At 71.0% G+C, this 26,057-nt stretch carries 23 protein-coding genes, 3 tRNA genes and 2 pseudogenes; 17 read left to right on the top strand and 11 right to left on the bottom strand.

Annotation, left to right across the window (positions count from 1 at the left end):
- Positions 1-18: 18 nt before the first annotated feature.
- From gyrA to ACZ51S_RS10145, 5 genes are all read left to right on the top strand, one after another.
- Entirely contained in the window at positions 19-2,655 is a 2,637-nt protein-coding gene (gene gyrA, locus ACZ51S_RS10165) for a DNA gyrase subunit A (protein ID WP_468801477.1), read from the top strand.
- Between the two features lie 3 nt (positions 2,656-2,658).
- Complete coding sequence (locus ACZ51S_RS10160) at positions 2,659-3,315, top strand: DUF3566 domain-containing protein (protein WP_468801475.1); 657 nt, start codon at positions 2,659-2,661, stop codon at positions 3,313-3,315.
- A gap of 95 nt (positions 3,316-3,410) precedes the next feature.
- A tRNA-Ile gene (locus tag ACZ51S_RS10155) sits at positions 3,411-3,484 on the top strand.
- A gap of 144 nt (positions 3,485-3,628) precedes the next feature.
- On the top strand, positions 3,629-3,763 hold the full coding sequence (locus ACZ51S_RS10150) for a DLW-39 family protein (protein WP_208809277.1): 135 nt from the start codon (positions 3,629-3,631) through the stop codon (positions 3,761-3,763).
- 145 nt (positions 3,764-3,908) lie between these two features.
- Positions 3,909-5,288 (top strand): hypothetical protein, encoded by a 1,380-nt coding sequence (locus ACZ51S_RS10145; protein WP_468475254.1) that lies wholly within the window; start codon positions 3,909-3,911, stop codon positions 5,286-5,288.
- Here the strand turns inward: ACZ51S_RS10145 and ACZ51S_RS10140 are convergent.
- Both ACZ51S_RS10140 and ACZ51S_RS10135 read right to left on the bottom strand, forming a co-directional pair.
- Positions 5,285-6,430: a serine/threonine-protein kinase gene (locus tag ACZ51S_RS10140; RefSeq protein WP_468960456.1), complete on the bottom strand. Its 1,146-nt coding sequence runs from the start codon at positions 6,428-6,430 to the stop codon at positions 5,285-5,287. The two genes, ACZ51S_RS10145 and ACZ51S_RS10140, sit on opposite strands and share 4 nt — an antisense overlap.
- Before the next feature lie 32 nt (positions 6,431-6,462).
- A complete protein-coding gene (locus ACZ51S_RS10135) occupies positions 6,463-7,011 on the bottom strand; it encodes a helix-turn-helix domain-containing protein (RefSeq protein WP_362456741.1) in 549 nt (182 codons plus the stop codon).
- A gap of 161 nt (positions 7,012-7,172) precedes the next feature.
- Between ACZ51S_RS10135 and ACZ51S_RS10130 the strand changes: the two genes are divergently transcribed.
- Positions 7,173-7,245: transfer RNA gene (locus ACZ51S_RS10130), tRNA-Ala, on the top strand.
- Positions 7,246-7,324: 79 nt separating this feature from the next.
- Here the strand turns inward: ACZ51S_RS10130 and ACZ51S_RS10125 are convergent.
- Positions 7,325-7,967, bottom strand: a pseudogene (locus ACZ51S_RS10125) (MFS transporter); the annotation flags it as partial.
- 252 nt (positions 7,968-8,219) lie between these two features.
- Between ACZ51S_RS10125 and ACZ51S_RS10120 the strand changes: the two are divergent.
- A complete protein-coding gene (locus ACZ51S_RS10120) occupies positions 8,220-8,729 on the top strand; it encodes a LysM peptidoglycan-binding domain-containing protein (protein ID WP_468801471.1) in 510 nt (169 codons plus the stop codon).
- Positions 8,730-8,821: 92 nt separating this feature from the next.
- Here ACZ51S_RS10120 and ACZ51S_RS10115 read toward each other — a convergent pair whose 3' ends face one another.
- Complete coding sequence (locus tag ACZ51S_RS10115) at positions 8,822-9,520, bottom strand: DUF5324 family protein (protein ID WP_468475144.1); 699 nt, start codon at positions 9,518-9,520, stop codon at positions 8,822-8,824.
- A gap of 174 nt (positions 9,521-9,694) precedes the next feature.
- Between ACZ51S_RS10115 and ACZ51S_RS10110 the strand changes: the two genes are divergently transcribed.
- Together ACZ51S_RS10110 and ACZ51S_RS10105 are read left to right on the top strand one after the other, a co-directional pair.
- Positions 9,695-10,222: a peptidylprolyl isomerase gene (locus ACZ51S_RS10110; protein WP_467885441.1), complete on the top strand. Its 528-nt coding sequence runs from the start codon at positions 9,695-9,697 to the stop codon at positions 10,220-10,222.
- A gap of 105 nt (positions 10,223-10,327) precedes the next feature.
- Positions 10,328-11,197 (top strand): rhomboid family intramembrane serine protease, encoded by an 870-nt coding sequence (locus tag ACZ51S_RS10105; RefSeq protein WP_468475143.1) that lies wholly within the window; start codon positions 10,328-10,330, stop codon positions 11,195-11,197.
- A gap of 129 nt (positions 11,198-11,326) precedes the next feature.
- Here ACZ51S_RS10105 and crgA read toward each other — a convergent pair whose 3' ends face one another.
- Positions 11,327-11,581, bottom strand: a complete 255-nt coding sequence (crgA, locus tag ACZ51S_RS10100) for a cell division protein CrgA (protein ID WP_388932855.1) — start codon at positions 11,579-11,581, stop codon at positions 11,327-11,329.
- Positions 11,582-11,673: 92 nt separating this feature from the next.
- Between crgA and ACZ51S_RS10095 the strand changes: the two genes are divergently transcribed.
- The 6 genes and pseudogenes from ACZ51S_RS10095 to ACZ51S_RS10070 all read left to right on the top strand — a co-directional run bounded on the left by ACZ51S_RS10095 (position 11,674) and on the right by ACZ51S_RS10070 (position 15,661).
- On the top strand, positions 11,674-12,453 hold the full coding sequence (locus ACZ51S_RS10095) for a DUF881 domain-containing protein (RefSeq protein WP_468960452.1): 780 nt from the start codon (positions 11,674-11,676) through the stop codon (positions 12,451-12,453).
- Positions 12,422-13,171, top strand: coding sequence for a class E sortase (locus ACZ51S_RS10090; RefSeq protein WP_468960450.1), 750 nt, complete (start codon positions 12,422-12,424; stop codon positions 13,169-13,171). The genes ACZ51S_RS10095 and ACZ51S_RS10090 overlap by 32 nt, the downstream gene beginning before the upstream one ends.
- Before the next feature lie 103 nt (positions 13,172-13,274).
- Positions 13,275-13,451 (top strand): hypothetical protein, encoded by a 177-nt coding sequence (locus tag ACZ51S_RS10085; protein WP_030011120.1) that lies wholly within the window; start codon positions 13,275-13,277, stop codon positions 13,449-13,451.
- The gene (locus ACZ51S_RS10080; RefSeq protein WP_388932862.1) at positions 13,448-14,086 is read left to right on the top strand and encodes an aminodeoxychorismate/anthranilate synthase component II; all 639 of its coding nucleotides are present in this window, start codon (positions 13,448-13,450) and stop codon (positions 14,084-14,086) included. The genes ACZ51S_RS10085 and ACZ51S_RS10080 overlap by 4 nt, the downstream gene beginning before the upstream one ends.
- 152 nt (positions 14,087-14,238) lie before the next feature.
- A pseudogene (locus ACZ51S_RS10075) lies at positions 14,239-14,916 on the top strand (class E sortase); the annotation flags it as partial.
- Between the two features lie 13 nt (positions 14,917-14,929).
- A complete protein-coding gene (locus tag ACZ51S_RS10070) occupies positions 14,930-15,661 on the top strand; it encodes a class E sortase (RefSeq protein ID WP_468475140.1) in 732 nt (243 codons plus the stop codon).
- 61 nt (positions 15,662-15,722) lie between these two features.
- Here the strand turns inward: ACZ51S_RS10070 and pknB are convergent, their stop codons facing one another.
- The 6 genes from pknB to ACZ51S_RS10040 all read right to left on the bottom strand — a co-directional run bounded on the left by pknB (position 15,723) and on the right by ACZ51S_RS10040 (position 23,769).
- Entirely contained in the window at positions 15,723-17,780 is a 2,058-nt protein-coding gene (gene pknB, locus ACZ51S_RS10065; protein WP_468960449.1) for a Stk1 family PASTA domain-containing Ser/Thr kinase, read from the bottom strand.
- Positions 17,781-17,936: 156 nt separating this feature from the next.
- Entirely contained in the window at positions 17,937-19,400 is a 1,464-nt protein-coding gene (locus ACZ51S_RS10060) for a peptidoglycan D,D-transpeptidase FtsI family protein (protein ID WP_468475138.1), read from the bottom strand.
- Positions 19,397-20,821, bottom strand: coding sequence for an FtsW/RodA/SpoVE family cell cycle protein (locus ACZ51S_RS10055; RefSeq protein WP_388932870.1), 1,425 nt, complete (start codon positions 20,819-20,821; stop codon positions 19,397-19,399). The genes ACZ51S_RS10060 and ACZ51S_RS10055 overlap by 4 nt, the downstream gene beginning before the upstream one ends.
- A gap of 31 nt (positions 20,822-20,852) precedes the next feature.
- On the bottom strand, positions 20,853-22,310 hold the full coding sequence (locus tag ACZ51S_RS10050) for a PP2C family protein-serine/threonine phosphatase (RefSeq protein ID WP_468475137.1): 1,458 nt from the start codon (positions 22,308-22,310) through the stop codon (positions 20,853-20,855).
- A gap of 141 nt (positions 22,311-22,451) precedes the next feature.
- Positions 22,452-22,952 carry an FHA domain-containing protein FhaB/FipA gene (locus ACZ51S_RS10045; RefSeq protein ID WP_388932877.1) on the bottom strand — a complete coding sequence of 167 codons (501 nt, stop codon included), beginning with the start codon at positions 22,950-22,952 and terminating at the stop codon, positions 22,452-22,454.
- Between the two features lie 10 nt (positions 22,953-22,962).
- Complete coding sequence (locus tag ACZ51S_RS10040; RefSeq protein WP_468960447.1) at positions 22,963-23,769, bottom strand: FhaA domain-containing protein; 807 nt, start codon at positions 23,767-23,769, stop codon at positions 22,963-22,965.
- A 293-nt stretch (positions 23,770-24,062) separates the two neighbouring features.
- Between ACZ51S_RS10040 and ACZ51S_RS10035 the strand changes: the two genes are divergently transcribed.
- Positions 24,063-24,145 (top strand) — tRNA-Leu (locus ACZ51S_RS10035).
- Positions 24,146-24,355: 210 nt separating this feature from the next.
- Positions 24,356-26,047: a sensor histidine kinase gene (locus tag ACZ51S_RS10030; protein WP_468801462.1), complete on the top strand. Its 1,692-nt coding sequence runs from the start codon at positions 24,356-24,358 to the stop codon at positions 26,045-26,047.
- Positions 26,048-26,057 lie beyond the last annotated feature (10 nt).

The raw sequence follows: 26,057 nt of genomic DNA, 5'->3' as shown, positions 1-26,057 counted from the left end.
AAGGATTTCTGACCAGCAATGGCCGACGAAACCACCCCCACCGCAGAGAATCCCGCGGAGGAGCAGCCCGTGCTGCGCATCGAGCCCGTCGGGCTCGAGACGGAGATGCAGCGCTCCTACCTCGACTACGCGATGTCCGTCATCGTCTCGCGTGCGCTGCCCGACGTGCGGGACGGCCTCAAGCCGGTCCACCGCCGCGTGCTGTACGCGATGTACGACGGCGGCTACCGGCCCGAGAAGGGCTTCTACAAGTGCGCCCGCGTCGTCGGTGACGTCATGGGCACCTACCACCCGCACGGTGACTCCTCGATCTACGACGCCCTGGTCCGCCTGGCCCAGCCGTGGTCGATGCGCATGCCGCTGGTGGACAGCAACGGCAACTTCGGCTCCCCGGGCAACGACCCGGCGGCCGCCATGCGCTACACCGAGTGCAAGCTGATGCCGCTGGCCATGGAGATGCTCCGGGACATCGACGAGGAGACCGTCGACTTCACGGACAACTACGACGGCCGCAACCAGGAGCCGACGGTCCTGCCGGCGCGCTTCCCGAACCTGCTGGTCAACGGCTCGGCCGGGATCGCGGTCGGCATGGCAACCAACATCCCGCCGCACAACCTGCGCGAGGTCGCGGCCGGTGCGCAGTGGGCGCTGGAGCACCCCGAGGCCACGCACGAGGAACTGCTCGACGCGCTCCTGGAGCGGATCAAGGGCCCGGACTTCCCCTCCGGTGCGCTGGTCGTGGGCCGCAAGGGCATCGAGGAGGCGTACCGGACCGGGCGCGGCTCCATCACGATGCGCGCGGTGGTCGAGGTCGAGGAGATCCAGAACCGCCAGTGCCTGGTGGTGACGGAGCTTCCGTACCAGACCAACCCCGACAACCTCGCGCAGAAGATCGCGGACCTGGTGAAGGACGGGAAGATCGGCGGCATCGCCGACGTGCGCGACGAGACCTCCTCGCGCACCGGCCAGCGCCTGGTGATCGTCCTCAAGCGCGACGCCGTCGCCAAGGTCGTGCTGAACAACCTGTACAAGCACACCGACCTGCAGACGAACTTCGGCGCGAACATGCTGGCGCTGGTGGACGGGGTGCCGCGCACCCTGTCGATCGACGCGTTCATCCGCCACTGGGTGCAGCACCAGATCGAGGTCATCGTCCGGCGCACGCGCTTCCGTCTGCGCAAGGCGGAGGAGCGGGCCCACATCCTGCGCGGCCTGCTCAAGGCGCTGGACGCGATCGACGAGGTCATCGCCCTCATCCGGCGCAGCAACACGGTCGAGATCGCGCGCGAGGGCCTGATGGGCCTCCTGGAGATCGACGAGATCCAGGCCAACGCGATCCTCGAGATGCAGCTGCGCCGCCTGGCGGCCCTGGAGCGGCAGAAGATCGTCGCCGAGCACGACGAGCTCCAGGCGAAGATCAACGAGTACAACGCGATCCTGGCCTCGCCGGAGAAGCAGCGCTCGATCGTGAGCGAGGAGCTCGCGGCGATCGTCGAGAAGTACGGCGACGACCGGCGTTCCAAGCTGGTGCCCTTCGACGGGGACATGTCCATCGAGGACCTGATCGCCGAAGAGGACATCGTCGTCACCATCACGCACGGCGGCTACGTCAAGCGCACCAAGACCGAGGACTACCGCTCGCAGAAGCGCGGCGGCAAGGGCGTGCGCGGCACGAAGCTGAAGCAGGACGACCTGGTCGACCACTTCTTCGTCTCCACCACGCACCACTGGCTGCTGTTCTTCACGAACAAGGGCCGCGTCTACCGGTCCAAGGCGTACGAGCTCCCGGACGCCGGCCGTGACGCGCGCGGGCAGCACGTGGCGAACCTGATGGCCTTCCAGCCGGACGAGAAGATCGCCCAGGTGCTCGCGATCCGCGACTACGAGGCGGCGCCCTACCTGATCCTGGCCACCAAGGGCGGCCTGGTGAAGAAGACGGCGCTCAAGGACTACGACTCCCCCCGCTCGGGCGGCGTCATCGCCATCAACCTCCGGGAGACCGGTGCCGACGGCACCGACGGCACCGCCGACGAGCTGATCGGCGCGGAGCTGGTGTCCGCCGAGGACGACCTGCTGCTCATCAGCAAGAAGGCCCAGTCGATCCGCTTCACGGCGACCGACGAGGCGCTGCGTCCGATGGGCCGTGCCACCTCGGGCGTGAAGGGCATGAGCTTCCGCGAGGGTGACGAACTGCTCTCCATGAGCGTTGTCCGGCCGGGTACCTTCGTCTTCACCGCCACCGACGGCGGCTACGCGAAGCGGACGGCGGTGGACGAGTACCGCGTCCAGGGCCGTGGCGGTCTGGGCATCAAGGCGGCGAAGATCGTCGAGGACCGCGGTTCGCTGGTCGGCGCGCTGGTGGTCGACGAGACGGATGAGATCCTCGCCATCACGCTCGGCGGTGGTGTGATCCGTACGCGCGTCAACGAAGTCAGGGAGACCGGCCGTGACACCATGGGCGTCCAGCTGATCAATCTGGGCAAGCGCGATGCCGTGGTGGGCATCGCCCGCAACGCCGAGGCCGGTCAGGAAGCTGACGAGGTCGACGAGATCGAGTCGGAGACCGAGTCGGAGATCGACGCCGCGGCGGCCGACGCACCGGCCGCCGGGGTGGCCGAGGGCACGGAGCCCTCGGCCGGGGAGCACGAGGAGTAAGTCGTGAGTGGAGCCACGGGCGCCGGACCGGCCAAAACTGGAGCGAACGGTGCCCGTGGCCCCGCCGCGGACTCCCAGGGGGGAACCGTGACGGACACCCGAGAACCGGAACCCAAGCCGAAGGCGCAGGACAAGACGCAGGACAAGGCCAAGGCCACGGACCAGGCGCAGGACAAGGCCAAGGACCAGCCGAAGAAGCAGCAGCCCCAGAAGGCCCCGCAGGCCTACGCGGCGCCCTCGGGCCCGGGTGCGCAGCGCGGGGCCGCCCAGGCGGTCCGTACGGCCCCCAGGACCCGCAAGGCGCGGCTGAGGGTGGCGAAGGCCGACCCGTGGTCGGTGATGAAGGTCAGCTTCCTGCTCTCCATCGCCCTGGGCCTGTGCACCGTCGTCGCGGCGGCGGTGCTGTGGATGGTCATGGACGCCATGGGCATCTTCTCGACCGTCGGCGGCACCATCAGCGAGGCGACCGGCTCGAACGAGGGCAACGGGTTCGACCTCCAGTCGTTCCTGTCGCTGCCGCGCGTGCTGATCTTCACGTCGGTGATCGCGGTGATCGACGTGGTGCTGATGACGGCGCTCGCGACGCTGGGTTCCTTCATCTACAACCTGTCGGCGGGCTTCGTGGGCGGCGTGGAGCTCACGCTGGCCGAGGACGAATGACCCGCTGACTGACCTGCGGCGAAGGCCGCGGGGAGCGGATTTTGGCTCGACCGCGTCTGTGCGCTAATCTTCAGGAGTCAGCGCGCAGCGCGGATGGGGCTATAGCTCAGTTGGTTAGAGCGCATCCCTGATAAGGATGAGGCCACAGGTTCAAATCCTGTTAGCCCCACAGAGTCGAAGACCCCCAGGCCAAGGCCTGGGGGTCTTCGTCGTTGGGCCGTCCGGGCGAGTCCCAGGTAACCGATCGGTATCGGTCGGTGTGTATTGTTGGCCGCCAGAAGTCCCCAACGTCTACGAAAGACGAGGTCGCGCCGTGAAGAAGCTGCTCCTGGTCGCACTGGCCGCCATCGGCGGGCTCCTCGTGTACCGCCAGATCCAGGCGGACCGCGCCGAGCAGGACCTGTGGACGGAGGCAACTGACTCCGTGCCCTCTGGTTCCGGTGTGTGAGCCCCACGATTGATTCCATGAAGCCCCGGCCGCCGCTGCTGCCGGGGCTTCATGCTGTTCCGGGGGCGTCCTGCGGTTCCGCTCCCCGGGAGAAGTTCGATTACGCAAAGATGTGACTTGCTGTAGCAAATTCGGGGTGGGTGTGATGGTTCGGGTACGGCGGACGCGGCGGGCGCCGCTGGCCGGGGCGGCGGCCCTGGGGCTGGCGGCCTGGCTGGTGTGGCTGCCGGGGACGGCGTACGCGGTGCCGGCTGCCGGACCGGCTGCCGGACCGTCAGGCGGGCCTTCCGCCGGGCCTTCCGGGTCCGGGCGTGCGTTGCCGGAGTACCGGACCGCGCCGGGCGCCAAACCGGTCCGGGGCACGCCCTCGACGGCGGACGCCCCGCTCCTGGACACCGGCACGTCCTACGAGGACACCCTCGCCCCGGGCGAGCGCTTCTACCGGCTCGGCCTGGACGACGCCTCCACCGTGTACGTCTCCGCCGTGCTGCACCCGCCCGCCGGGGCGAAGGCCGGCTACGGCGACGACCTCGAGGTCGAGATCATGACCAGCGCCGGCCGGGCCTGCCCGCCCGGCCCCGGCCGGGCCTCCTTCGGCTACGACGCGGTCCCGCTCGGCGCGGTCGGCCAGCGACGGCTGGCGGAGGACGCCGAGTGCCAGGGCGCGGGCACGTACTACGCGAAGGTCACCCGGAGCGCGGGCAAGGACTCCGACCGGGCGGGATGGCCGGTGGAGCTCCTCGTCATGCGCGAGCCGGCCCCGGCCGCCGGCACCGCCCCCACCGCCGCGCCCAGCGTCCGGCCCTCGGCCTCCCCGGCCCTGCCGGGCGCGGACCCGGTGCCGCGTACCGGAGGAACCGGCTTCAACGACGCGCGCGCCCTGGACTCCGGGGTCTGGCGCGACGACCTGCGCCCCGGGCAGACCCGGTTCTACCGGGTGCCGCTGGACTGGGGGCAGCAGCTGGGGGTCGGCGCCGAGATCGCCAAGGCGCGGATGACCAAGGACTACGGCTCCGCCTCCAACGGGCTCACCGTCTCGCTGTACAGCCCGTACCGGGGACTCGTGGAGTCCGGGGACACCTCGTACGACGGCAGGCAGGCGGCCGTGACGCTGCCGAAGACCGCGCCGGTGGCGTACGGGAACCGCTTCTCCGACGTGGCCGCGGTACGGCCCCTGGGGCTCGCCGGGTGGTACTACGTCGCCGTCACCCTGGGCGGGAAGGTCGCGGAGTTCACGGAGGACGCGACCCCGGTGCCGCTCACGCTGCGGCTGGCCGTGACCGGCGGTCCGGCCGGGGCGCCGGTCTACAGGGAGAGCCTCACGGCCGCCGGCTTCGGGGTCGGCCCGGCCGAACGGGCCGCCGCGAAGGAGGGGCTCACCGCGCCCGAGGCGGCGGCCGCCCGGGGCACCGCCTCGGCGATGCGGGTCGTGGCCGGGGCCGGTTTCGGCACGGGGACGGTGCTGCTGCTCGTGCTCGGGGGCTGGATCCTGCTGGCCCGGCGCGGCGGAGCCCGCACGGCCTAGAGCTGCGTCAGCGCCCAGACGCCGACCGCGAAGCACAGCAGGGCCGCCGTGAGGAGGCCGGCGGTGACCTTCGCCGGGGGCGGGGCGATCCCGCCGGAGCGGGCCGGGGAGGACGCGGGCGGTGCGGCGGCCGGGGTCGGGGGCGCGGGGGACGGGAGCGGCGGGGTCGTGGCGGGTGGCGCCAGGTGGAAACCGCTCGTGCCCTCGGCCCCGTACGCGGCCGGTGGCGGTCCGAAACCCGCCGCGGCCGCGGGAGCGGCCGTTCCGGGCCCCTGGGGGCCGAAACCGGCCGGAAGCGGCCCGAGTTGGTCGAACACCTCCACCGGGTCCTCCTCGGCGGCGGGCTCGGGCAGCAACTGGGCGGCCTCGGCAAGGGCCTTGCGCGCCCCCGTGGCGGTCCGGAAGCGGCTGTCCGGGTCGGGGTGCAGGAGGTTCGAGATCACGCCCCACAGCGGCGCGGGGACGCCTTCGGGGGCGTCGGGGGTGCCGTGCTCCCGCCAATGCTCCACCAGAGCCTGTGAGTCGGGCTTGTGGCCCCGCAGCAGGTACAGGGCGACCAGGCCGACGGCGAAGAGGTCGGCGGGGAAGTCGGGCTCGGCGCCCCGCAGTTGCTCGGGCGCGAAATAGCCGGGCGTGCCGACGACGTAGTCCGTCTCCGTGAGCCGGGGCTCGCCCTTGCGCATGGCGATGCCGAAGTCGGACAGCCGCAGGTGCGGCCGCCCGGTTCCGGTGGCCTCCATCAGGATGTTGGCCGGTTTGATGTCGCGGTGGACGACGCCCTCCGCGTGCACCGCCGCCAGCCCCGACAGGAGCTGGTCGAGCAGGACGCACACGAACCGCGGCGGCAGCGGCCCGTAGTCCCCGATCACATGGGCGAGGGAGCCGCCCGCGACGAGGTCCATGGTGAACAGGACCTTGTCGTCGTCCGCCGCCCAGCTGGCCGGCGCGAGGACGTGGGGGTGGTCGATGCGCAGGGCCTGCTCGCGCACGAACCGCAGCAGCATGTGCGCATCGCCCTGGAGGAGGACCTTGGCGGCGACGTACCGGCGGCGGCGCTGGTCCCAGGCCCGCCAGACGGCGCCGGCGCCGCCGCGCCCGATCGGATCGACCAGCTCGTACCGGCCGGCGAAGACCTCACCCATCGCTGCGCCCGTCCCCCGTCAACCCGTGTGTGTCAGTTCTGGTGGGCCTCGTAGTGGGACACCGCCTCAGAGGTGCGGCCCGCCCCGTAGACCCGGAGGAACTCTGCCAGTTCGGGGTGGGTCGGTGCGAGCGTGTCCGCCGCCTCGATGATGTCGCCGGCCGCGGCGACCGAGCGCAGCAGCGACTGGATCTCGCGGACGACCCGCTTGACGGTGGGGGCCCCCGAACCCGTGCTGGTCTGCCCGCTGTTGCTGAGGACGGAGCCGCCCTGGGTGTGCTTGATCTCGTCCATCCGGTCGGTGGCCTCGGCGGCGCTGACGCTGCCGTCGGCCACCTGACCCGCGAGGTCCTGGAGGGCCTGGACCCGCTGGACCACGGCCGGGTTGCCGATCTTGGCGCGCTGTCCGCTCATCAGCTGGGACAGCATCGGCGCCGAAAGCCCGAGCACGGCAGCGAGGCGGGCCTGGTTGAGACCGAGGTCATCTATGAGCCGCCGGAACAGTGCGCCGAGCGGCTCCCCGTACCAACTGCGCTGGAGTTCCCGGGCTCTGGCCGTGGCCTCCTGCTGTACTGCGTCCACTCTTCCTACTCCCCTTCGCTGGTGCGAACCTCGCGAGCATCTTACGGAGCGTGGTCGCGGGGCGGGAGTCCCCATCATTTTGCGGGATGCGGGGGTGCACCGGGTACTCTGTCCTGCGGAACGGACGCTCTCTTCCCGGGGAGGTCCACGTCCGGTTGCTCGGGGCCTTAGCTCAGTTGGTAGAGCGCTGCCTTTGCAAGGCAGATGTCAGGAGTTCGAATCTCCTAGGCTCCACTTCAAGAAGACCCCCTGACCAGCATGAATGCCGGTCAGGGGGTCTTTTGCGCACGCGCGGTCCGGCTCCGGGGCGCGGTGTCAGCGCGTGCGTGCGGGGCGCGGGAGGGCGGCCGCGGGCGGTGGCGGCCAGCAGGAGGGCGGCGCCGACGGCGAAGGCCAGCTGGTAGCCGGAGGTGAGGGCCTCGGGCCGGGCACGGCCGGCGCCGGTCAGGGCCTCGGTGCGCGAGGCGGCCAGGGTGGAGAGGACGGCCACGCCGAGGGCCATGCCGATCTGCTGGGTGGTGTTGAACAGGCCCGACGCCAGCCCGGCGTCGCGCTCGCCGGCCCCCGACATCCCCAGCCCGGTGAGCGCGGGCAGGGCCAGGCCGAAGCCCGAGGCCAGCAGCATCACGGGCAGCAGGTCGGTGACGTAGCGCACCGGGAGGCGGGTCAGCAGGGCGAGGCCGGTGAGCAGGACGCCCCGCTCCCGAAGCGGGCGATCAGCTTCGCCGCCCCGCCGAGGGAGACGCCGCCGATGGCCAGCGCGGCCGGCAGCATCGCGAGGCCGGTCTCCGCCGCCTGCTGGAGGTAGAGGGCGACGAGGACCTGGAAGGAGAACAGCGCGGCCACCATCAGCATCTGGACCAGGTTCGCGGCGGCCACGGTGCGCGAGCGGAGGATCCGCAGGGGCATCAGCGGGGTGCGGGCCTTGTCTGGCGCAGCAGGAAGGCGGCGACCAGGTCCACGCCGACGCCCTCGCCGACCTCACCGAAGAGGACCGCGCGTGTCTGCTGGGGTCCTCGGCCGCCTCGCGCAGGGGCCGCTGGGCGTGCCCGCCGAGAGCCCCCGCCCGGCCCGCCGGGCCCGGCAGCGGTAGCCGACGGGGCGGGGTCCCCCGTACGGACCGGTCACGGGGCCGAACGGCCGAGGGTGACCGACAGTGGGGTGAGGCCATGAGGCCAGGGGGCAACAGCACGCCGGAGGCGCACGCAATGGGACTCTTCGATTTCCTGAAGTCGGACAAGAAGAAGGAGCACGAGGCCGCCGAGAAGGCGAAACGGCAGACGGAGCGGCAGGGGCCGAAGACCGGCTCCGACACGGGCTCCAAGTACGCGGACTCCTACGCGGACGCCGCGTCCGCCACCAGGGCGGCCGCCGAGCGGATGGCCGCCGCCGCTCCGCCCAAGGCGCCGCCCGCGGCGTCCAAGCCGACGGCGCCCGCCACCCCGAGCCCCGCCTCGGCCGCGCACAAGGCGGTGCCGGTTCCCCCGAAGTCGGTTCCCCCGAAGCCGGTGCCGCCGAAGTCCGTGCCCGCCAAGCCCGCGCCGGCCGCCAAGAAGCGCACGTACACCGTCAAGCCGGGCGACTCCCTCTCCGCGATCGCCCGCCACGAGCTCGGCAACGAGGCCCGCTGGCGCGAGCTGTACGCCATGAACCGGGGCGTGGTCGGCTCCAACCCGGACCTCATCCGCCCCGGGATGGTGCTGACCCTGCCCGGTTAGGCCGTGGCGCTGGCGTCACAGCGGCCGCCACGAAACGAAGGGGCCCGGATCCGTCGAGCGGATCCGGGCCCCTTGTGCCGTGCGGGCGGACGTCAGGCGTTCTTGCCGCCGTTCGCCTCGCGCTCCTTCTCCGCCAGCTCCTTCTCCGCCAGCTCCTCGTCGAGGCCGGCCGGCGCCGCGTCCTGAGCCGACAGCTCGGTGGCCGCCGGGGGTTCCACCAGCCAGTCCGGGTTCGACTGCTGGTCCCACCACTTCCACGCCGCGAAGGCGCCGCCCGCCAGCAGCCCGACCAGCGCGGCACCCTTGACCCACCGGCCGCACCGCGCCCGGCGCTCGTGCCGCCGCACCAGGCGCCGCACCTCCTTCGCCGACACCTGCCCGCGCAGCGCCGCGAGCGCCGCCGTCGAGCGGGACGCGGCCTCCTCGGCCACCGGCCGGCTCGCCGCGATCGCGCTCTCGATCCGGGGCGCCGTGTAGTCGGCCGCCTGGCGCGCGGCGACGCGCGTGTGGTGGACGGCCTTCACCGCGGCCCGGTCCACGTTCGGGGGTACGTGCGTGCGTGCCGCCTGCATCCTCGGATGGAGGTGGCTGTCGTACGCCGCGCGCGCGTGCATCGTGGCCTGGCCGGCCGCGTGCGAGACCTTCGGCGCCAGCCGCTCGTTCGCCTCCTGGGCGTAGTGCGCGGCCGCGTCCATGGCGGTTCCCGCGTACGGCGCCACCACTTCCGCTGCGTACTTCACGGCGTCCCTGGCGTTCTCGGCGGCCAGGCGCACGCTGTCCTTGCGGGTCACGGGATCCTCCTCCTCGGTGGCGGACACAGTTCACCTTTCCACCCTTTGTCGGATCATGCCTGTCACCGCGCTGCCGACGCATGCGTGACAGGGCATACGGGTGGAGGATTTCCGTGGCGTTCTGCCCTCCGTGGGAGGATCGGGCCGACAGTGATGACTAGGGAAGGCAGACCCGTGGCCGAGAAGCTCTACGCCACCCTGAAGACCAACCACGGCGACATCGAGATCGAGCTGCTGGAGAACTTCGCTCCCAAGACGGTCCGGAACTTCGTGGAGCTCGCCACGGGCGCGCGTGAGTGGACCCGTCCCACCGACGGCCAGAAGACCACCGCCCCGCTCTACGACGGCACCGTCTTCCACCGCGTCATCAGCGGCTTCATGATCCAGGGCGGTGACCCGCTCGGCAACGGCACGGGCGGTCCCGGCTACCAGTTCGCCGACGAGTTCCACCCCGACCTGGCCTTCACCAAGCCCTACCTGCTGGCCATGGCCAACGCCGGCCCGGGCACGAACGGCTCGCAGTTCTTCATCACGGTCGCCCCCACGGCCTGGCTGACCCGCAAGCACACCATCTTCGGCGAGGTCACCGACGCGGCCAGCCGCAAGGTCGTGGACGCCATCGCCTCCGGCGCCACCAACCCGCGCACCGAGCGGCCGCTCGACGACGTGATCATCCAGTCGGTCTCGGTCGAGCGCCGCTGACCCGCGGGGCGGCGGGGCGGGAACCTTTGGGCCCCGCCCGTCCGTACTCGATGTGTACTGGACCGGCGGGGCGCAGGCCCCGCCCGCCGCCGACCGAGGGGACCGATGGACACCGACCGTCTGCCGGGCTGCTACCGCCACCCGGACCGCGACACGGGCATCAGCTGCACCCGCTGCGAGCGGCCCATCTGCCCGGAGTGCATGATCAGCGCCTCGGTGGGCTTCCAGTGCCCCGAGTGCGTCAGGGGCGGCTCCGGGACCGGGCACTCCCCGGCGGCCAACGCCCCGCGCACGGTCGCGGGCGGGCTGGTGACCGCCGATCCCCAGCTCGTCACCAAGATCCTCATCGGGATCAACGCGGCGGTGTTCCTCGCCGTACTGGCGGTGCCGGGGCTGGCCGTGCGGCTGGAGCTGCTCGGCCGTTACGTCGAGTACTTCGGGGCGCCCGTCGAAGGGATCTCCACAGGGCAGTACCACCGGCTGCTGACCTCGGTGTTCCTGCACGTCGAGTGGTGGCACGTCTTCGGCAACATGCTCGCCCTGTGGGTGATCGGCGGGCCGCTGGAGGCGGCCCTGGGCCGCGCCCGCTACCTCGCGCTCTACCTGCTGTCGGGGCTGGGCGGCAGCGCCCTCGTCTACCTGCTGACCGCGCCGAACACCCCCACCCTCGGGGCCTCCGGCGCCGTCTGCGGCCTGCTCGGCGCCACCGTCGTGCTCGCCCGCCGGCTCCGCTACGAGCTGCGGCCGGTTCTGGTGACGCTCGGGCTCATGCTGTTCGTGACCTTCGCGCCGATCGGCCTGTCCGTGTCGTGGCAGGCGCACATCGGCGGCCTGGCGACCGGCGCACTGGTCGCCCTGGGGCTGCTCGTGCCCGCCGCGGGGCGCAGGCGGGCACTCGTCCAGACGGCGACCTGTGCGGCGGTGTTCCTGCTGGCCGTGGCGCTGGTGGTCGTCCGGACGGCCGCACTCACCTGATCACACCGGCGTCAACTCTCCACAGAGTTATCCACAGATCTTCTGTCTTTTCCTCAGGTGTGGATGACGCTGTGGATAACTCATGGGGAGAGCTTGCGCCGCACGGCTGCGCCGGTATGGTGCGTGGCGCTACTTCCACTGGGTGGAGACACCGAAACCGGCCGCGATGAATCCGAAGCCGACCACGATGTTCCAGTTGCCCAGCGCCTCCACCGGCAGCTGGGTGTCGGTCACGTAGAAGACCACGATCCACGCGAGACCGATGAGGAAGAAGGCCAGCATGACCGGGGCGACCCAGCTGCGGTTGGTCAGCCTGATCGCCTGCGCCTGCTTCGCCGGCGGCGGCGTGTAGTCGTCCTTCTTGCGGATACGTGACTTCGGCACGAGGGGCTCTCCTGTCGATGCGCTGGGGGACCTTGCCTGCCCCGGGCGTCCGTTAGCGTAGTGGACCTCTGGCGTTGAAGGAGAAGGGTACGTTGCGCGATTCCGACGACTCCTCCACGGGTGCCCCCCGCCGCCGGGCCAGGCCGGCCCGGCTGCTGACGGCCGCCGTCTTCGCCCTCGCCGGGCTCATCTTCGTCACCAGCTTCAACACTTCCAAGGGTACGAACATCCGCACGGATGCCTCCCTCCTGAAGCTGTCCGACCTCATCCACGAGCGCAGCGCCAAGAACGCCGAGCTGGAGAAGAGCGCCGCCGGCGCCCGCGCCCAGGTGGACGCCCTCGCCGAGCGCGACAACGGCAGCACCAAGGCCGAGGAGGCCAGGCTCGCCGCCCTGCGCGCCGCCTCGGGCACCGAGGAGCTCACCGGCAGGGGCCTGACCGTCACCCTCAACGACGCGCCGCCCAACGCCACCGCGCGCGTCCCCGGTGTTCCCGAACCGCAGCCCAACGACCTGGTGATCCACCAGCAGGACCTCCAGGCCGTGGTCAACGCCCTGTGGCTGGGCGGCGCCGGCGGCATCGAGGTGATGGGCCAGCGGCTGATCGCCACCAGCGCGGTCCGCTGCGTCGGCAACACCCTGATCCTCCAGGGCCGCGTGTACTCGCCCCCCTACAAGATCTCCGCCATCGGCGACCCGGGCGCGCTGCGCAAGGCCCTCGCCGCCTCCCCCGCCATCCAGAACTACCAGCTGTACGTCAACGCGTACGGGCTCGGCTGGAAGGTGGACGAGGAGAAGAGGCTGACACTGCCCGGCTACTCGGGCACAGTGGACCTCCACTATGCGAAGCCGCTGGAGTCCGCCGCGTCCTGACGTCGTACTGCACCTGGTGGTACGGACGGTCAGCGAGGTGTGCCTGACGGCCGGGACGCTGATCGTGCTGTTCGTGGCGTACGTCCTGCTGTGGACCGGCGTCAAGGCCGACCGCGCCGCGCAAGCCGAGCGGGACCGGCTGCACGACCGCTGGGCGGCCTCCGCCCCGGCCGCCGCCCCCGCCCCGGCACCGGGTTCGGCTGCGGGTTCGGCTGCGGGTTCGGCGGTGCCCCCGGCAGGGCAGGAACCGGCGCCCTACCAGCCCGGCCGCGCCTTCGCCGAGCTGTACGTCCCCCGCTTCGGCAAGGACTGGAGCAGGCCCGTCCTGGAGGGAACGGACCCCGAACCGCTGAAGAAGGGCCTGGGCCACTACACCGGCTCGGCCCGCCCCGGCGGCGACGGCAACTTCGCGGTGGCCGGGCACCGGCGCACCTACGGAGACCCCTTCAAGGACGTCCCCCAGCTGCGCCCCGGGGACACCGTGACCGTCCGGGACGCCGCCGGCTGGTACACGTACACCGTCCAGGCCGCACCGCTGCGCATCCTGCCCACCGAGACCGGGGTGGTCGCCCCGGTGCCGCGCCGCTCCCCCTTCGCCACCCCCGGCAAGTACCTCACCCTGACCACCTGCGAACCCGAGTGGGGCCACAGCCACCGGCTGGTCGTCTGGGCGGAGCTCACCGGCACCCGGCCCGCGGGCCCCGCCGGAAAGGGGTGATTGCCCCGCTGACCCCCGCCGCGGGCCCCCAGGCCCTTAGGCTGTTGCGGTACCGCCCCCGCGGTACGAGGAACCAACGTGGACGACGAAGGAAACAGACGGAATGTACGGCTGGATCTGGCGGCATCTGCCGGGCAACGCGTGGGTGCGCGCGCTGATCTCTCTCGTACTGGTCCTGGCGGTGGTGTTCGTGCTGTTCCAGTACGTGTTCCCGTGGGCCGAGCCGCTCCTTCCGTTCAACGACGTGACGGTGGACGAGGGATCGGGAGCCACTCCGTGAGCGCGCGCATTCTGGTTGTCGACAACTACGACAGCTTTGTCTTCAATCTGGTCCAGTACCTCTACCAGCTCGGCGCCGAATGCGAGGTGCTGCGCAACGACGAGGTGGAGCTCGCGCACGCCCAGGACGGCTTCGACGGCGTCCTCCTCTCGCCCGGGCCCGGTACCCCGGAAGAGGCGGGCGTCTGCGTGGACATGGTCCGGCACTGCGCCGACACGGGCGTCCCCGTCTTCGGCGTCTGCCTCGGCATGCAGTCCATGGCGGTCGCCTACGGGGGCGTGGTGGACCGCGCGCCCGAGCTGCTCCACGGCAAGACCTCGCCCGTGGTCCACGAGGGACTCGGCGTCTTCGCCGGACTGCCGTCGCCCTTCACCGCGACCCGCTACCACTCCCTCGCGGCCGAGCCGGGGACCCTGCCCGACGTGCTGGAGGTGACCGCGCGCACCGAGGACGGGATCATCATGGGCCTGCGGCACCGGGAGCACGATGTGGAGGGCGTCCAGTTCCACCCCGAGTCGGTGCTGACCGAGTGGGGGCACCGGATGCTCGCGAACTGGCTGGTGCGCTGCGGTGACGCCGGCGCCGTCGAGCGGTCGGTGGGGCTGGCCCCGGTGGTGGGCAAGGCCGTCGCGTGACGGCGGTCGCGCCGTCCGTGCCCAGCGAGGGCCGGGCCGCGCGGCGCAAGGCAGCGCAGGAGGCCGCGAAGCGCTCGCACGCACGCGCCCGCAGGCGCGGCGGGAGCGGCCGGGGCCGCAGGCGCGCCCGTCCGCGCTCCGGCGGTCCGGTGGTGGTGCTCAGCAGGGCCGCCGGCGAGCTGTTCATCACCGCCGGGGTGGTGATGCTGCTCTTCGTCACCTACCAGCTCTGGTACACGAACGTCCTGGCGGAGCGGGCGGCGGACGGTGCCGCGGGCTCGCTCGAGCAGACCTGGGAGCGCCCGCCGGGGACGGGCGCGCCGCCCCCGGCGACCGCCTTCGAGCCCGGCCAGGGCTTCGCGATCATGCACATCCCGAAGCTGGACCTCAAGGTGCCGGTGGCCGAGGGGATCAGCAAGGCCAAGGTCCTCGACAAGGGGATGGTCGGGCACTACGGCGAGGGTGCGCTGAAGACGGCGATGCCCTCCGACCGGCAGGGCAACTTCGCGGTCGCCGGACACCGCAACACCCACGGGGAACCGTTCCGCTACATCAACCAGCTGGTTCCGGGGGACGCGATCGTCGTGGAGACCCGGGACGCTTACTACACGTACCAGGTGACCTCCGCGCTGCCGCAGACCTCCCCGGCCAACGTGGCGGTGATCAAGCCGGTGCCGGAGGGCTCCGGATTCACCGAACCGGGCCGGTACATCACGCTGACGACCTGCACCCCGGAGTTCACCAGCACCTACCGGTTGATCGTATGGGGCAGGATGGCCGATGAACGCCCCCGAAACCAGGGCGCCCCGCCCGCGCTGACCAGCCCGTAAGGACGAACCCGCAGTGTCTCGTGCCCGTCGCCGCTCCGCAAAGCAGCCCGCCGACCGCAGTGTGGTCGCCGGGGCCCTGAGTCTGCTGGGGGAGCTCCTGATCACGGGAGGCCTGGTCCTGGGCCTGTTCGTGGCGTACTCGCTCTGGTGGACCAACGTCCTCGCCGACCGGCAGGCCTCCGCGCGCGGCGACGAGATCCGCCAGCGCTGGCAGAGCCCCGCGCCCTCGGCGAGCGCCCCCGCGCAGCCGGGTGCCCTGAACACGGAGGACGGGATCGGCTTCCTGCACGTACCGGCGATGAAGAACGGCGAGGTGCTGGTCAAGGAGGGCACGGCACCGGACGTCCTGAACGACGGCGTGGCCGGGTACTACACGGAGCCGGTGAAGTCCGGGCTGCCCTGGGACGCCGAGGGAAATTTCGCGCTGGCCGCGCACCGCGACGGGCACGGAGCGAAGTTCCACAACATCGACAAGGTGAAGAACGGCGACTCGATCGTCTTCGAGACCAAGGACACCTGGTACGTCTACAAGGTCTTCGCCGAGCTGGCCCAGACCTCGAAGTACAACACCGGCGTGATCAACCCGGTCCCGAAGGAGTCGGGCAAGACCTCGCCGGGCCGCTACATCACCCTGACGACCTGCACGCCGGTCTACACCTCGAAGTACCGGTACATCGTCTGGGGTGAGCTCGTGCGGGCGGAGAAGGTCGACGAGAAGCGCACCAAGCCGGCCGAACTGCGCTGATCCACCAGGCTGTTTCACGTGAAACAGCCTGTCGCGGTGGCCGGGCGGGGAACCCGGCGTCCTAGCGGCGGTTGCCGCCGGTCAGGCCTCCGAAGAGGCCTCCGCCGTCCTGCTGGCCGCCGTCCTGCTGGCCGCCGTCCTGCGGCTTGGCGGTGCGGACGTTGATCACCGTGCCGCCCGGCACCTGGCTGCCGACGGGCGGGTTGGAGTCGATGACCACCGCGTTGTCGTCGGTCGAGCCCGCCAGCACCGCGCCGAAGACCAGGTTGCTCGCCTGGAGCGTCAGCTTGGCCTGGGCCACCGTCTGCCCCGTGAGCGGGGGCACCACCGTCGGCGCCGCCGAGGCGGCCTTGGAGATGCTGACGTTGACCGGGGTGTCCTTGGCGAGCTCGATGCCGGGCTGGTACTGCTGCGCGACGACCGTCTGGGGCGGGGCTCCCGGGGAGTCCACCTCAGTGGTGCTGCCGAGTTTCAGCTTGGCGTCCGAGAGCGCCTTGGCCGCGGCCGCCTTGGTCATGCCCTTGAGGTCGGGGACGACGCCCTTGGCGACTTCCTTGGCGACCTGGAGGGTGATCACCGAACCCTGTTCCGCCTGGCTGCCGCTCTTGGGGTTCTGGTCCACCACGGTGCCGGGGGAGGCGTTGTCGTTCTCGACGAGCTTCTTCTCGACCTGGAACTTCTTGCCCTTGAGCGTCGACTCGGCGTCCTCGAACTTCAGGCGCAGGACATCGGGGACCGCGACCTTGGGGGCGCCGGTGGACACCTTCACCTTGATCGTGGTGCCCTTGTCGACCTTGGTGTCGGGGGCCGGGTTCTGCGAGCAGACGTTGCCCTTGGGCTGGTCCGCGCAGGGTTCCTCGCCCTCCTTCTCCACCGGGAGGCCCATGTTCTTGCCGCTGCCCTGCGCCTGCTCGAAGGTCTGGCCGACGAGCTTGGGCACGGCCGGGCGGTTGTCGGCGGTCTCGCTGAAGAGGGTCCGGCCGATCAGGATCGCGCCGACCAGGACGAGGACGGCGGCCACGGCCAGCAGGATCGTCGAGGCGCGGCTCTTCTTCTGCTGGCGGCGGCCGTGACCCTGGTCGTAGCCGCCGTGGCCCTGGTTGTCGTACCCGTAGCCGCCGTCGCCGCCCCCGGGGGGCATCGGCGGCATCATCGAGGTCTGGCCGGCGTCCGGGGAACGCAGGGCGGTGGTGGGCTGGTCGTAGCCCTGGTGTCCGTAGCCGCCCTGGTCCGGGTAGCCGTAGCCGGCGGCGCCCATGGCGGCGGTCGCGGCGACGGGCTGGCCCTCGAGGCAGGCCTCGATGTCGGCCCGCATCTCGTCCGCGGACTGGTAACGGTAGTCCGGGTCCTTGACCAGGGCCTTGAGGACGATGGCGTCCATCACCGGCGTGATCTCGGGGTCGAAGTTCGACGGCGGCTGGGGCTCCTCGCGTACGTGCTGGTACGCGACGGCCACCGGGGAGTCGCCGACGAACGGGGGCCGGACGCACAGCAGCTCGTAGAGCAGGCAGCCGGCGGAGTAGAGGTCGGAGCGCGCGTCGACCTGCTCGCCCTTGGCCTGCTCCGGGGAGAGGTACTGGGCGGTGCCGATGACCGCGGCCGTCTGCGTCATGGTCATGCCGGAGTCGCCCATGGCCCGGGCGATGCCGAAGTCCATGACCTTGACCTGGCCGGTGCGCGTGAGCATCACGTTGGCGGGCTTGATGTCGCGGTGGACGATGCCGGCGCGGTGCGAGTACTCGAGGGCCTGGAGGATGCCGATGCACATCTCGAGGGTGCGCTCGGGGAGCAGTTTGCGGCCGGAGTGCAGCAGCTCGCGCAGGGTCGAGCCGTCGACGTACTCCATCACGATGTACGGGATGGAGATGTTGTCGACGTAGTCCTCGCCCGTGTCGTAGACGGCGACGATCGCGGGGTGGTTCAGCGACGCGGCCGACTGGGCCTCGCGGCGGAACCGGGCCTGGAAGGACGGGTCGCGGGCGAGGTCGGCACGCAGGGTCTTGACGGCTACGGTACGGCCGAGCCGGGTGTCGTGACCGAGGTAGACCTCGGCCATGCCACCACGGCCGAGCACGTGGCTCAGCTCGTACCGGCCGCCGAGGCGACGCGGCTCTTCCATAACGTTGCAGCCCTCTCCGTCAGTCCCGACCGCACCGGCGTGCGGTCCGGCGGTGTGCTGTTCGCGGCAAGGCTACCGGCCGATCGTCGGTGATCGGTTCGTGACCACAGGCTGATATCGGACCGGTACCGAGCGCTCGGATCCTGTCTCGGCTTCTCATCCCTTGCTCTTCAGGACGGCTTCCATGACGGCCTTGGCGACCGGCGCGGCCAGGCCGCCGCCGCTGATGTCCTCGCGGTCGGCGCTGCTGTCCTCGATCACGACGGCCACGGCCACCGGGGAGGTGCCGTCGGGGAGCTCGGCGTAGGAGATGAACCAGGCGTAGGGGCGCTTGGCGTTCTTCTCTCCGTGCTGGGCGGTACCGGTCTTCCCGCCCACCTTGACGTTCTTGATCTGCGCCTTGGTTCCGGTGCCGTTCTCCACGACGTTGACCATCATCTGCTGGACCTTCTGCGCGGTCGCGGCGCTGAGGGGCCGGCTCATCTCCGACGGCTCGTGCTTCTCGATCGTGTCGAGGTTGGGCGCGGTCAGCTCGTCCACCATGTACGGCTTCATCAGCTTGCCGTCGTTGGCGATCGCGGCGGTGACCATGGCCATCTGGAGCGGGGTGGCCGCGGTGTTGAACTGGCCGATGGAGCTCTGCGCGTTGCCGTCCCGGCCCATGGTCTTGTCGTAGACGCTGGCGAAGGCGCGGACCGGGGTGTCGATCTTGTCGTTGTTGAAGCCGAACTTCTGCGCCGTGTCGACCATCTTGTCGCGGCCGACCTTGTCGCCCAGGTTCGCGAAGACCGAGTTGCAGGAGACCTGGAGGGCGAAGTTCAGCGTCGCCTTCTCGCAGCCGGTCGCGTGGTTGACCATCGGGGTCCGCGTGCCGGGCAGGATGTACGGCTCGGGGGTGTCCGTGGGGGCGTTGATGTCGGTGACCACGCCGTGCTCCAGCGCGGCGGCGGCCGTGACCACCTTGAAGGTGGAGCCCGGCGGGTACGTCTCGCGCAGGGCGCGGTTGACGAGCTTCTTGTCCTCGGAGTCCTTCAGCTCGACCCAGGCCTTCTCGTCGGCCTTGGAGTTCCCGGCGAAGCTGGACGGGTCGTACGAGGGGGTGCTGACCAGGGCCAGGATGGCGCCGGTGCGCGGGTCGATCGCGGCGACGGCCCCCTTCTTGCTGCCGAGCTGGTCGAAGGCGGCCTTCTGGGCGGCGGCGTTCAGGGTGGTGATGACGTTGCCGCCCTGCTTCTTCTCACCCGTGAACATGCCGATGGTGCGGTCGAAGAAGAGCCGGTCGTCGTTGCCGGTGAGGATGCCGTCGTCCAGCGACTCCAGCTGCGTGGAGCCGAAGGCCTGCGAGGCGTAGCCGGTGACGGGCGCCCACAGCGGGCCGTCGGTGTAGGTCCGCTTGAACTTGTAGTCGCTGCCGTCGGTGACGGCGGAACCGGTGATCGGCTGGCCCTGGACGATGATGTTGCCGCGTTCGGTGGCGTACTGGGCGATCTGGACCCGGCGGTTCTCCTTGCGCGTGCTGAGTTCCTCGGCCTGGACGTACTGCAGCCAGTTGGTCCGGATCAGCAGCGCGAGGACGAGCAGCCCGCAGAACAGCGAGATGCGGCGCAGGGGCTTGTTCATGACGGGCGGACCACCTGGGTCATCTCGGAGTCGGGGGACGGGGCGGGGGCCGGGGCAGGTCGGCGCGCGGTGTCGCTGATCCGGATGAGGATGGCGATGAGCACCCAGTTCGCGAGGACGGAGGAACCGCCGGAGGCGAGGAAGGGCATGGTCATGCCGGTGAGGGGGATGAGGCCCATGACACCGCCCGCGACGACGAAGATCTGGAGGGCGAAGGCACCGGAGAGCCCGATGGCGAACAGCTTGCCGAAGGGGTCGCGGGCGGCGAGGGCGGTGCGCACGCCCCGCTCGATGATCAGGCCGTAGAGCAGGAGGAAGGCCATGACGCCGGTGAGGCCGAGTTCCTCGCCGACGGTCGAGAAGATGAAGTCGGAGTTGGCGGCGAAGCCGATCAGGTCCGAGTTGCCCTGGCCCCAGCCGGTGCCGAGCACCCCGCCGGAACCGAAGCTCATGATCGACTGGCCGACCTGCTCGCAGGCACCGGACGTGCTGTAGCAGGCGAAGGGGTCGAGCCAGGCGGTGACGCGGGCCTTGACGTGGCTGGCCGTGGCGCCGACGACGGTGGCGCCGCCGACCGACATGAGCAGGCCGATGACGATCCAGCTGGTCCGCTCGGTGGCCACGTACAGCATGATCACGAACATGCCGAAGAAGAGCAGCGAGGTGCCGAGGTCGTTCTCGAAGACGAGGACGAGCAGGCTCATCGCCCAGATCATCAGGATCGGGCCGAGGTCGCGGCCGCGCGGCAGGTAGAGCCCCATGAAGCGGCGGCTGGCCAGGGCCAGGGCGTCGCGCTTGACCATCAGGTAGCCGGCGAAGAAGATCGCGATGACGATCTTGGCGAACTCACCGGGCTGGATCGAGAAACCGCCGACGCTGATCCAGATCTTGGCGCCGAAGACGTCCGCGCCGAGGCCCGGGATGACCGGCAGGATCAGCAGGACCAGGGCACCGGCCATCGAGATGTACGTGAACCGCTGGAGCACGCGGTGGTCCTTGAGGACCAGCAGCACGACGGAGAACAGGGCGATGGCGAGCGCCGTGTACATCATCTGGCGCGGCGCGGACTCCGAGAAGTTGCCGAAGCTGCGCTTGGCGAGGTTCTGCAGCCGCTCCGACTGGTCGAGGCGCCAGATCAGGACGACGCCGAGCCCGTTGAGCAGCGTCGCGATCGGCAGCAGCAGTGGGTCGGCGTACTTGGCGTAGCGGCGTACGACGAGGTGGGAGATCCCGGCGAGGACGGCGAAGCCGAGTCCGTAGAGCAGCATGCCCGGGGGCAGCTCGCCGTGGATCGACAGGCCCACGTTGGCGTAGGCGAAGATCGGGATGACCACGGCGAAGGCGAGCAGCAGGAGCTCGGTGTTCCGTCGGCTCGGCGCCTCGATGGCGCCGATGGTGGTCGTGTTGGTGACAACGCTCATGGTGTGGCAGGCCCCCTGTGCCCGCGTATGTCTACTGCTTTTCGCACTGACCGACGACAGCTTGCTCCGCGGGAGTCAGGCTGGGGCCGGGCGTCTGGTTGCCCTGGGCTTCGGAAGCGCGGCGGGCCTCGTCCTGCTTGCAGGCGGAGACCTGGGTTCCGAGCTCTTCGATCTTCTTGCGCGCGCCCTCGAGGCTTTCCTCGCTGATGGTGGCCTCGACCTGCTTGCGCTTGAAGGGCGGCAGGTACTTCAGTTCGATCTCGGGGTGGTCCGTCTCCACCTGCGAGAGGTGGATCCAGGCGAGGTTCTGGCTGATGCCGCGGTACAGCGCGACGTGGTCACCCTTGACGCCGACGTAGTACTGCGTCTGCGTCCAGCGGTGCGCCGCGTACAGGCCGCCGCCGACGACACCGGCCACGAGCAGCAGGATCAGCGTGCGCGTGGTCCACTTGCGCCCTTTGCCGCGCCGCTTGCGCGGGTGGTCGTACGTGTCCTCGTACGAGCCGTCGGCGTCATAGGCCTCGGCTTCGCCGAAGCTGCCCAGCGCGCCGCCCTGGCTCTGGTCGGGGTATCCGTAGCCGGGGGCTTCGCCGCTGCCGGGAGGGCCGAAGGCACCGGCGGGCGGCGGGGCCTGGCGGCCGAGGCCCGAGGCGCGGCCGGCCGGGGTCTGCATGGCGTTGCCGTCGAAGAGCTGGTGCTGGTTCTCGGCCACCGCGCCGACGACGACCGGGGTGTCGTTGAGCTGGGCGGCCATGGTGTCGCCGCTGTCGGTGTCGAGGACGTCCGCGACGATGCAGGTGATGTTGTCCGGACCGCCGCCGCGCAGGGCGAGCTGGATCAGGGACTGCACGGTCTCGTGCGGGCCGTGGTAGTCGGCGAGGGTCTCTTCCAGGGTCTGGTGGGAGACCACGCCGGACAGGCCGTCGGAGCAGATCAGGTAGCGGTCGCCGGCCCGGACCTCGCGGATGGAGAGGTCGGGCTCCACGACGTCGCCGCTGCCGAGCGCCCGCATCAGGAGGGAGCGCTGCGGGTGGGTGGTCGCCTCCTCCTCGGTGATCCGTCCCTCGTCGACCAGGCGCTGCACCCAGGTGTGGTCCTGGGTGATCTGCGTGAGGACGCCGTCGCGCAGCAGGTAGGCGCGGGAGTCGCCGACGTGGACCAGGCCGAGGCGCTGGCCGGTCCACAGCAGGGCGGTGAGCGTGGTGCCCATGCCCTCCAGCTGGGCGTCGTCCTCGACCATCACGCGCAGCTGGTCGTTGGCGCGCTGCACGGCGATGCCGAGGGCGGTGAGGATGTCGGAGCCCGGGACGTCGTCGTCGAGCTGGACGAGCGAGGAGATGACCTCGGAGCTGGCGACCTCGCCGGCTGCCTGGCCGCCCATGCCGTCGGCGACGGCGAGGAGCCGGGGACCGGCGTAGCCGGAGTCCTCGTTGCCCTCGCGGATCATCCCCTTGTGCGATCCGGCGGCGAACCGCAGGGACAGACTCATGCGCACCTGCCCTGTCGACGCCTCGGGGTACAACCGGTCTCGAGCCACACTGCCCACCCTCCGGTCGGGAGCGCGCTCGGGTCCGTGTCCCCGGTGGGACGGACCGCCGCGGCTCGCTCGCTCCGCTCGCTCATTCTCGTACTACTTCCGCAGCTCGATGACGGTCTTGCCGATGCGGATCGGGGCGCCCGGCGGAATGGGCGTCGGGGTGGTCAGCCGGGTCCGGTCGAGATACGTGCCGTTCGTGGACCCGAGATCCTCGACGATCCACTGGCCGTCACGGTCGGGGTAGATCCTGGCATGCCTGCTGGAGGCGTAGTCGTCGTCCAGCACGATCGTGGAGTCGTGGGCGCGGCCCAGCGTGATCGTCTGGCCGGCGAGGGCCACCGTGGTGCCCGTGAGGGTGCCCTCGGACACGACGAGCTTGGTCGGCGCGCCCCTGCGCTGGCGCTGCTGGGGCGGCGCGGACTGCCGCCCCGTCTGCTGCGGTGCGCCCGCGGCCGCCCCGCCGCGGCGTGAGCCGCGCTGGGTGACGCGCGTACCGAAGAGGTCGCTGCGGATGACCTGAACGGCCACGATGACGAACAGCCACAGAACGGCCAGGAAACCCAACCGCATGACCGTCAGGGTCAGCTCTGACATTGCCCCCGCTTCACCCTTCGGCTTGCCGGTAAATGATGGTGGTACTGCCCACGACGATCCGCGAGCCGTCGCGGAGCGTAGCGCGGGTGGTGTGCTGTCCGTCCACCACGATGCCGTTGGTGGACCCGAGATCCTGGATCGTCGGGGGTGTTCCGGTCCGGATCTCACAGTGCCGGCGGGAAACGCCGGGGTCGTCGATCCGCACATCGGCCTCGGTGCTTCGGCCGAGTACGAGCGTGGGGCGCGAGATCTGGTGGCGGGTGCCGTTGATCTCGATCCAGCGGCGTACGGCGCCAGGGGCACCGGGAGCCGCGGGCGCGCCGCCGGGGCGGGTTCCGGGGCCGCCCGGGGGCGGGCCCGGAGGCATGGGCGGGGCACCGGCCGGCGGGTAGCCGTACCCGCCCTGCCGGCCCTGGGCGGGCTGCGGGGAGTCCTGGGAGGTGCTGGAGGCGAGGGTACGGCTGCGGACCCGGTAGAGGCCGGTGTCCAGGTCGTCCGCCTTCTCCAGGTGCACCTTGATGGGGCCCATGAAGCTGTAGCGCTGCTGCTTGGCGTAGTCGCGCACGAGGCCCGCGAGTTCGTCGCCGAGCTGGCCGGAGTAGGGGCTCAGGCGCTCGTAGTCGCCGGTGCTGAGCTCCACGATGAAGTCATTGGGTACGACGGTCCGCTCGCGGTTCCAGATGGTGGCGTTGTTGTCGCACTCCCGCTGGAGGGCGCCGGCGATCTCCACCGGCTGGACCTCGGACTTGAACACCTTGGCGAAGGTGCCGTTCACCAGACCTTCGAGTCGCTGCTCGAAACGCTTCAGGACTCCCATGGGGCACCTCCTCCGTCGTTGTCGCCCTGTACTGCTTACTGATCGTATCCACGCGTGGCGGATTCGGGTGGTTCCCCTTCGGTCCTGCGCGCATGAGTGTTGGTGCTCACAAGGGATCGTAGGGGTGCTCCGGGGACAGTGTCCCGCACCGGGAGCGGACAGCGGGAGTGGCCGTCCCGGTCGTCGTGTGGAGGGGCGGGGAAAGCGATTTCAATCCGCCCCGTCTGACGTGCTAATGTTTCGACGTCGCCAGGGGAACGGCCCGAAAGGGAAGAACCACTGGGGCGCCGCTCGGGCGAGTGGCGGAACGGCAGACGCGCTGGCTTCAGGTGCCAGTGTCCTTCGGGACGTGGGGGTTCAAATCCCCCCTCGCCCACATCGGGGAAGCCCCGATCCGGAATCCGGATCGGGGCTTCTCGCATGTCCGGCTCCATCGTCCGGCTGCCCCCTTCCCCCTCTTCTCCTTCCCCTTCCTCGAAGTGCTTCGCCATCGGCTTCCTCACTCCGGTCCCCCGCGACTTTCGTCGTGCCGCGCGCGACGAAAGAAGGCCGCCGGCGGCGGGGGCCGGTGTCTAGGGTCGGGCGTGTGGATGCCAAGGCGAGGACACGTGCGGGCTGGGACTGGCTGAAGGGGCCGGAGCCCTGGACCCGGCGCACGCTGGCCGCGGACCTCACGATCGCCGCCGTGATGGCGCTGCTGGGCATCGGTGTCGACGAACTCAGCAACAGCTCAGGACTGAAGACGGTCCTCGGTGTCGTGACCGTGGTGTCGTTGACGCTGCTGCGGCGGCGGCTGCCGGCGGTCACGCTGGTGGTGGGCTCCGCCGCGAGCGGGCTGCTGCCCGGGGTGTTCCTCGTGACGGTGCTGCTGGGCTGGTCCGCGGGCCGGCGGATCATCGGCGTGGGCCGGGCGCTCGGCGCCTTCCTGCTGGCCTTCCTCGCCGCGGTCTGTCTGACCCTCGTCGACCAGGGGACGCAGACGCAGCCGTTGCTGGTGGTCGTGTTCTCCACCCTGCTGTTCCTCGCGGCGACCGTCATGCCGGGTCTGGCCAGCCGCTACTGGCACCAGCGCCGGACCCTGCTGAGCGCGCTCCAGGAGCGCAACGACCAGCTGCTGCGCGAGCGGACCATGGTCGCCGGGCAGGCCAGGCTGCGGGAGCGGCAGCGGATCGCCCAGGACATGCACGACAGCCTGGGCCACCAGCTGGCGCTGATCTCGGTGCACACCGGGGCGCTGGAGGTGGACCCCGCGCTCACCGACCGCCAGCGCGAGGCGGTGGGGGTGCTGCGGCAGGCCTCGGTGGCGGCCATGCACGAGCTGCGGGAAGTCGTGGGGATCCTGCGCGACGGTGTGGAGGCACCGGCGCCGGCGGAGGAGGCGCAGCCGGCCGCACGGGGGGTGGCCGGCATCGCGGGCATCGTGGAGGCGGCGCGGGCCGCGGGGACCGACGTACGGCTGGGCACGGCGGGGAAGCCCCGGCCGCTGGTCGCGGCCTGCGATCACGCGGCGTACCGGATCGTGCAGGAGGCGCTGACCAACGCCTACAAGCACGCTCCGGGGTCGGCGATCACCGTGGAACTCCGGTACGAGGACGACTCCCTGGTGGTGGAGATCGCCAACGGTCCGGCGGCCGACCGGGGTTCGGGCGGCGAGGTCGTCTCGGGCGGACAGGGGCTGACGGGGCTGCGGGAGCGGGCCCGCCTGGTCGGCGGCATGGTGCACGCGGGGGCGACCGACGGCGGCGGGTTCCGGGTGGCGGGAGTGCTGCCGTACGGGACGGAGCCGGCCGGGCTCGTCGAGGACGTGGCCGACGACTTCGGCCAGCGGTCGCAGGCCCGGGCGCTGGCGCTGAAGGGCGCGCCGCCGATGGACTGGGCCGCGCTGGACCGCGAGCTGACGGTGCCGGTACGGACCCGGGCCGGCGGTGTGGCGATGGGCTGCGGGATCGCCGTGGCGGCACTGGTGCTGCTGATCATCGTGATGGGGGCCGCGGTGGTGATGCTGGTGGGTTCGGCGGACAAGGCGATGATCAGCGAGGAGGAGTACGACGCGGTCCACGTGGGCGAGTCCGAGCATGCGGTGCGGTCGCGGCTGCCGGACGGGAACAGCGTGCTGACGTCGGGGATGGACCGCAAGGGCCCGCAGCGGCCGGAGGGGTCGGACTGCCTGGCGCTGCTCTCCAGCGACTCCTCGAAGCTGACCGAGGACACCGTTTTCCGGTTCTGCTTCCGGGACGGCAAGCTCGTGGACAAGCAGGCGTACGAGGTCGAGCAGTAGGAGCGCGCGG

It is taken from the genome of Streptomyces sp. NPDC034043 (assembly GCF_055575675.1).
This window is presented reverse-complemented; position numbering and strand designations above follow the sequence as displayed.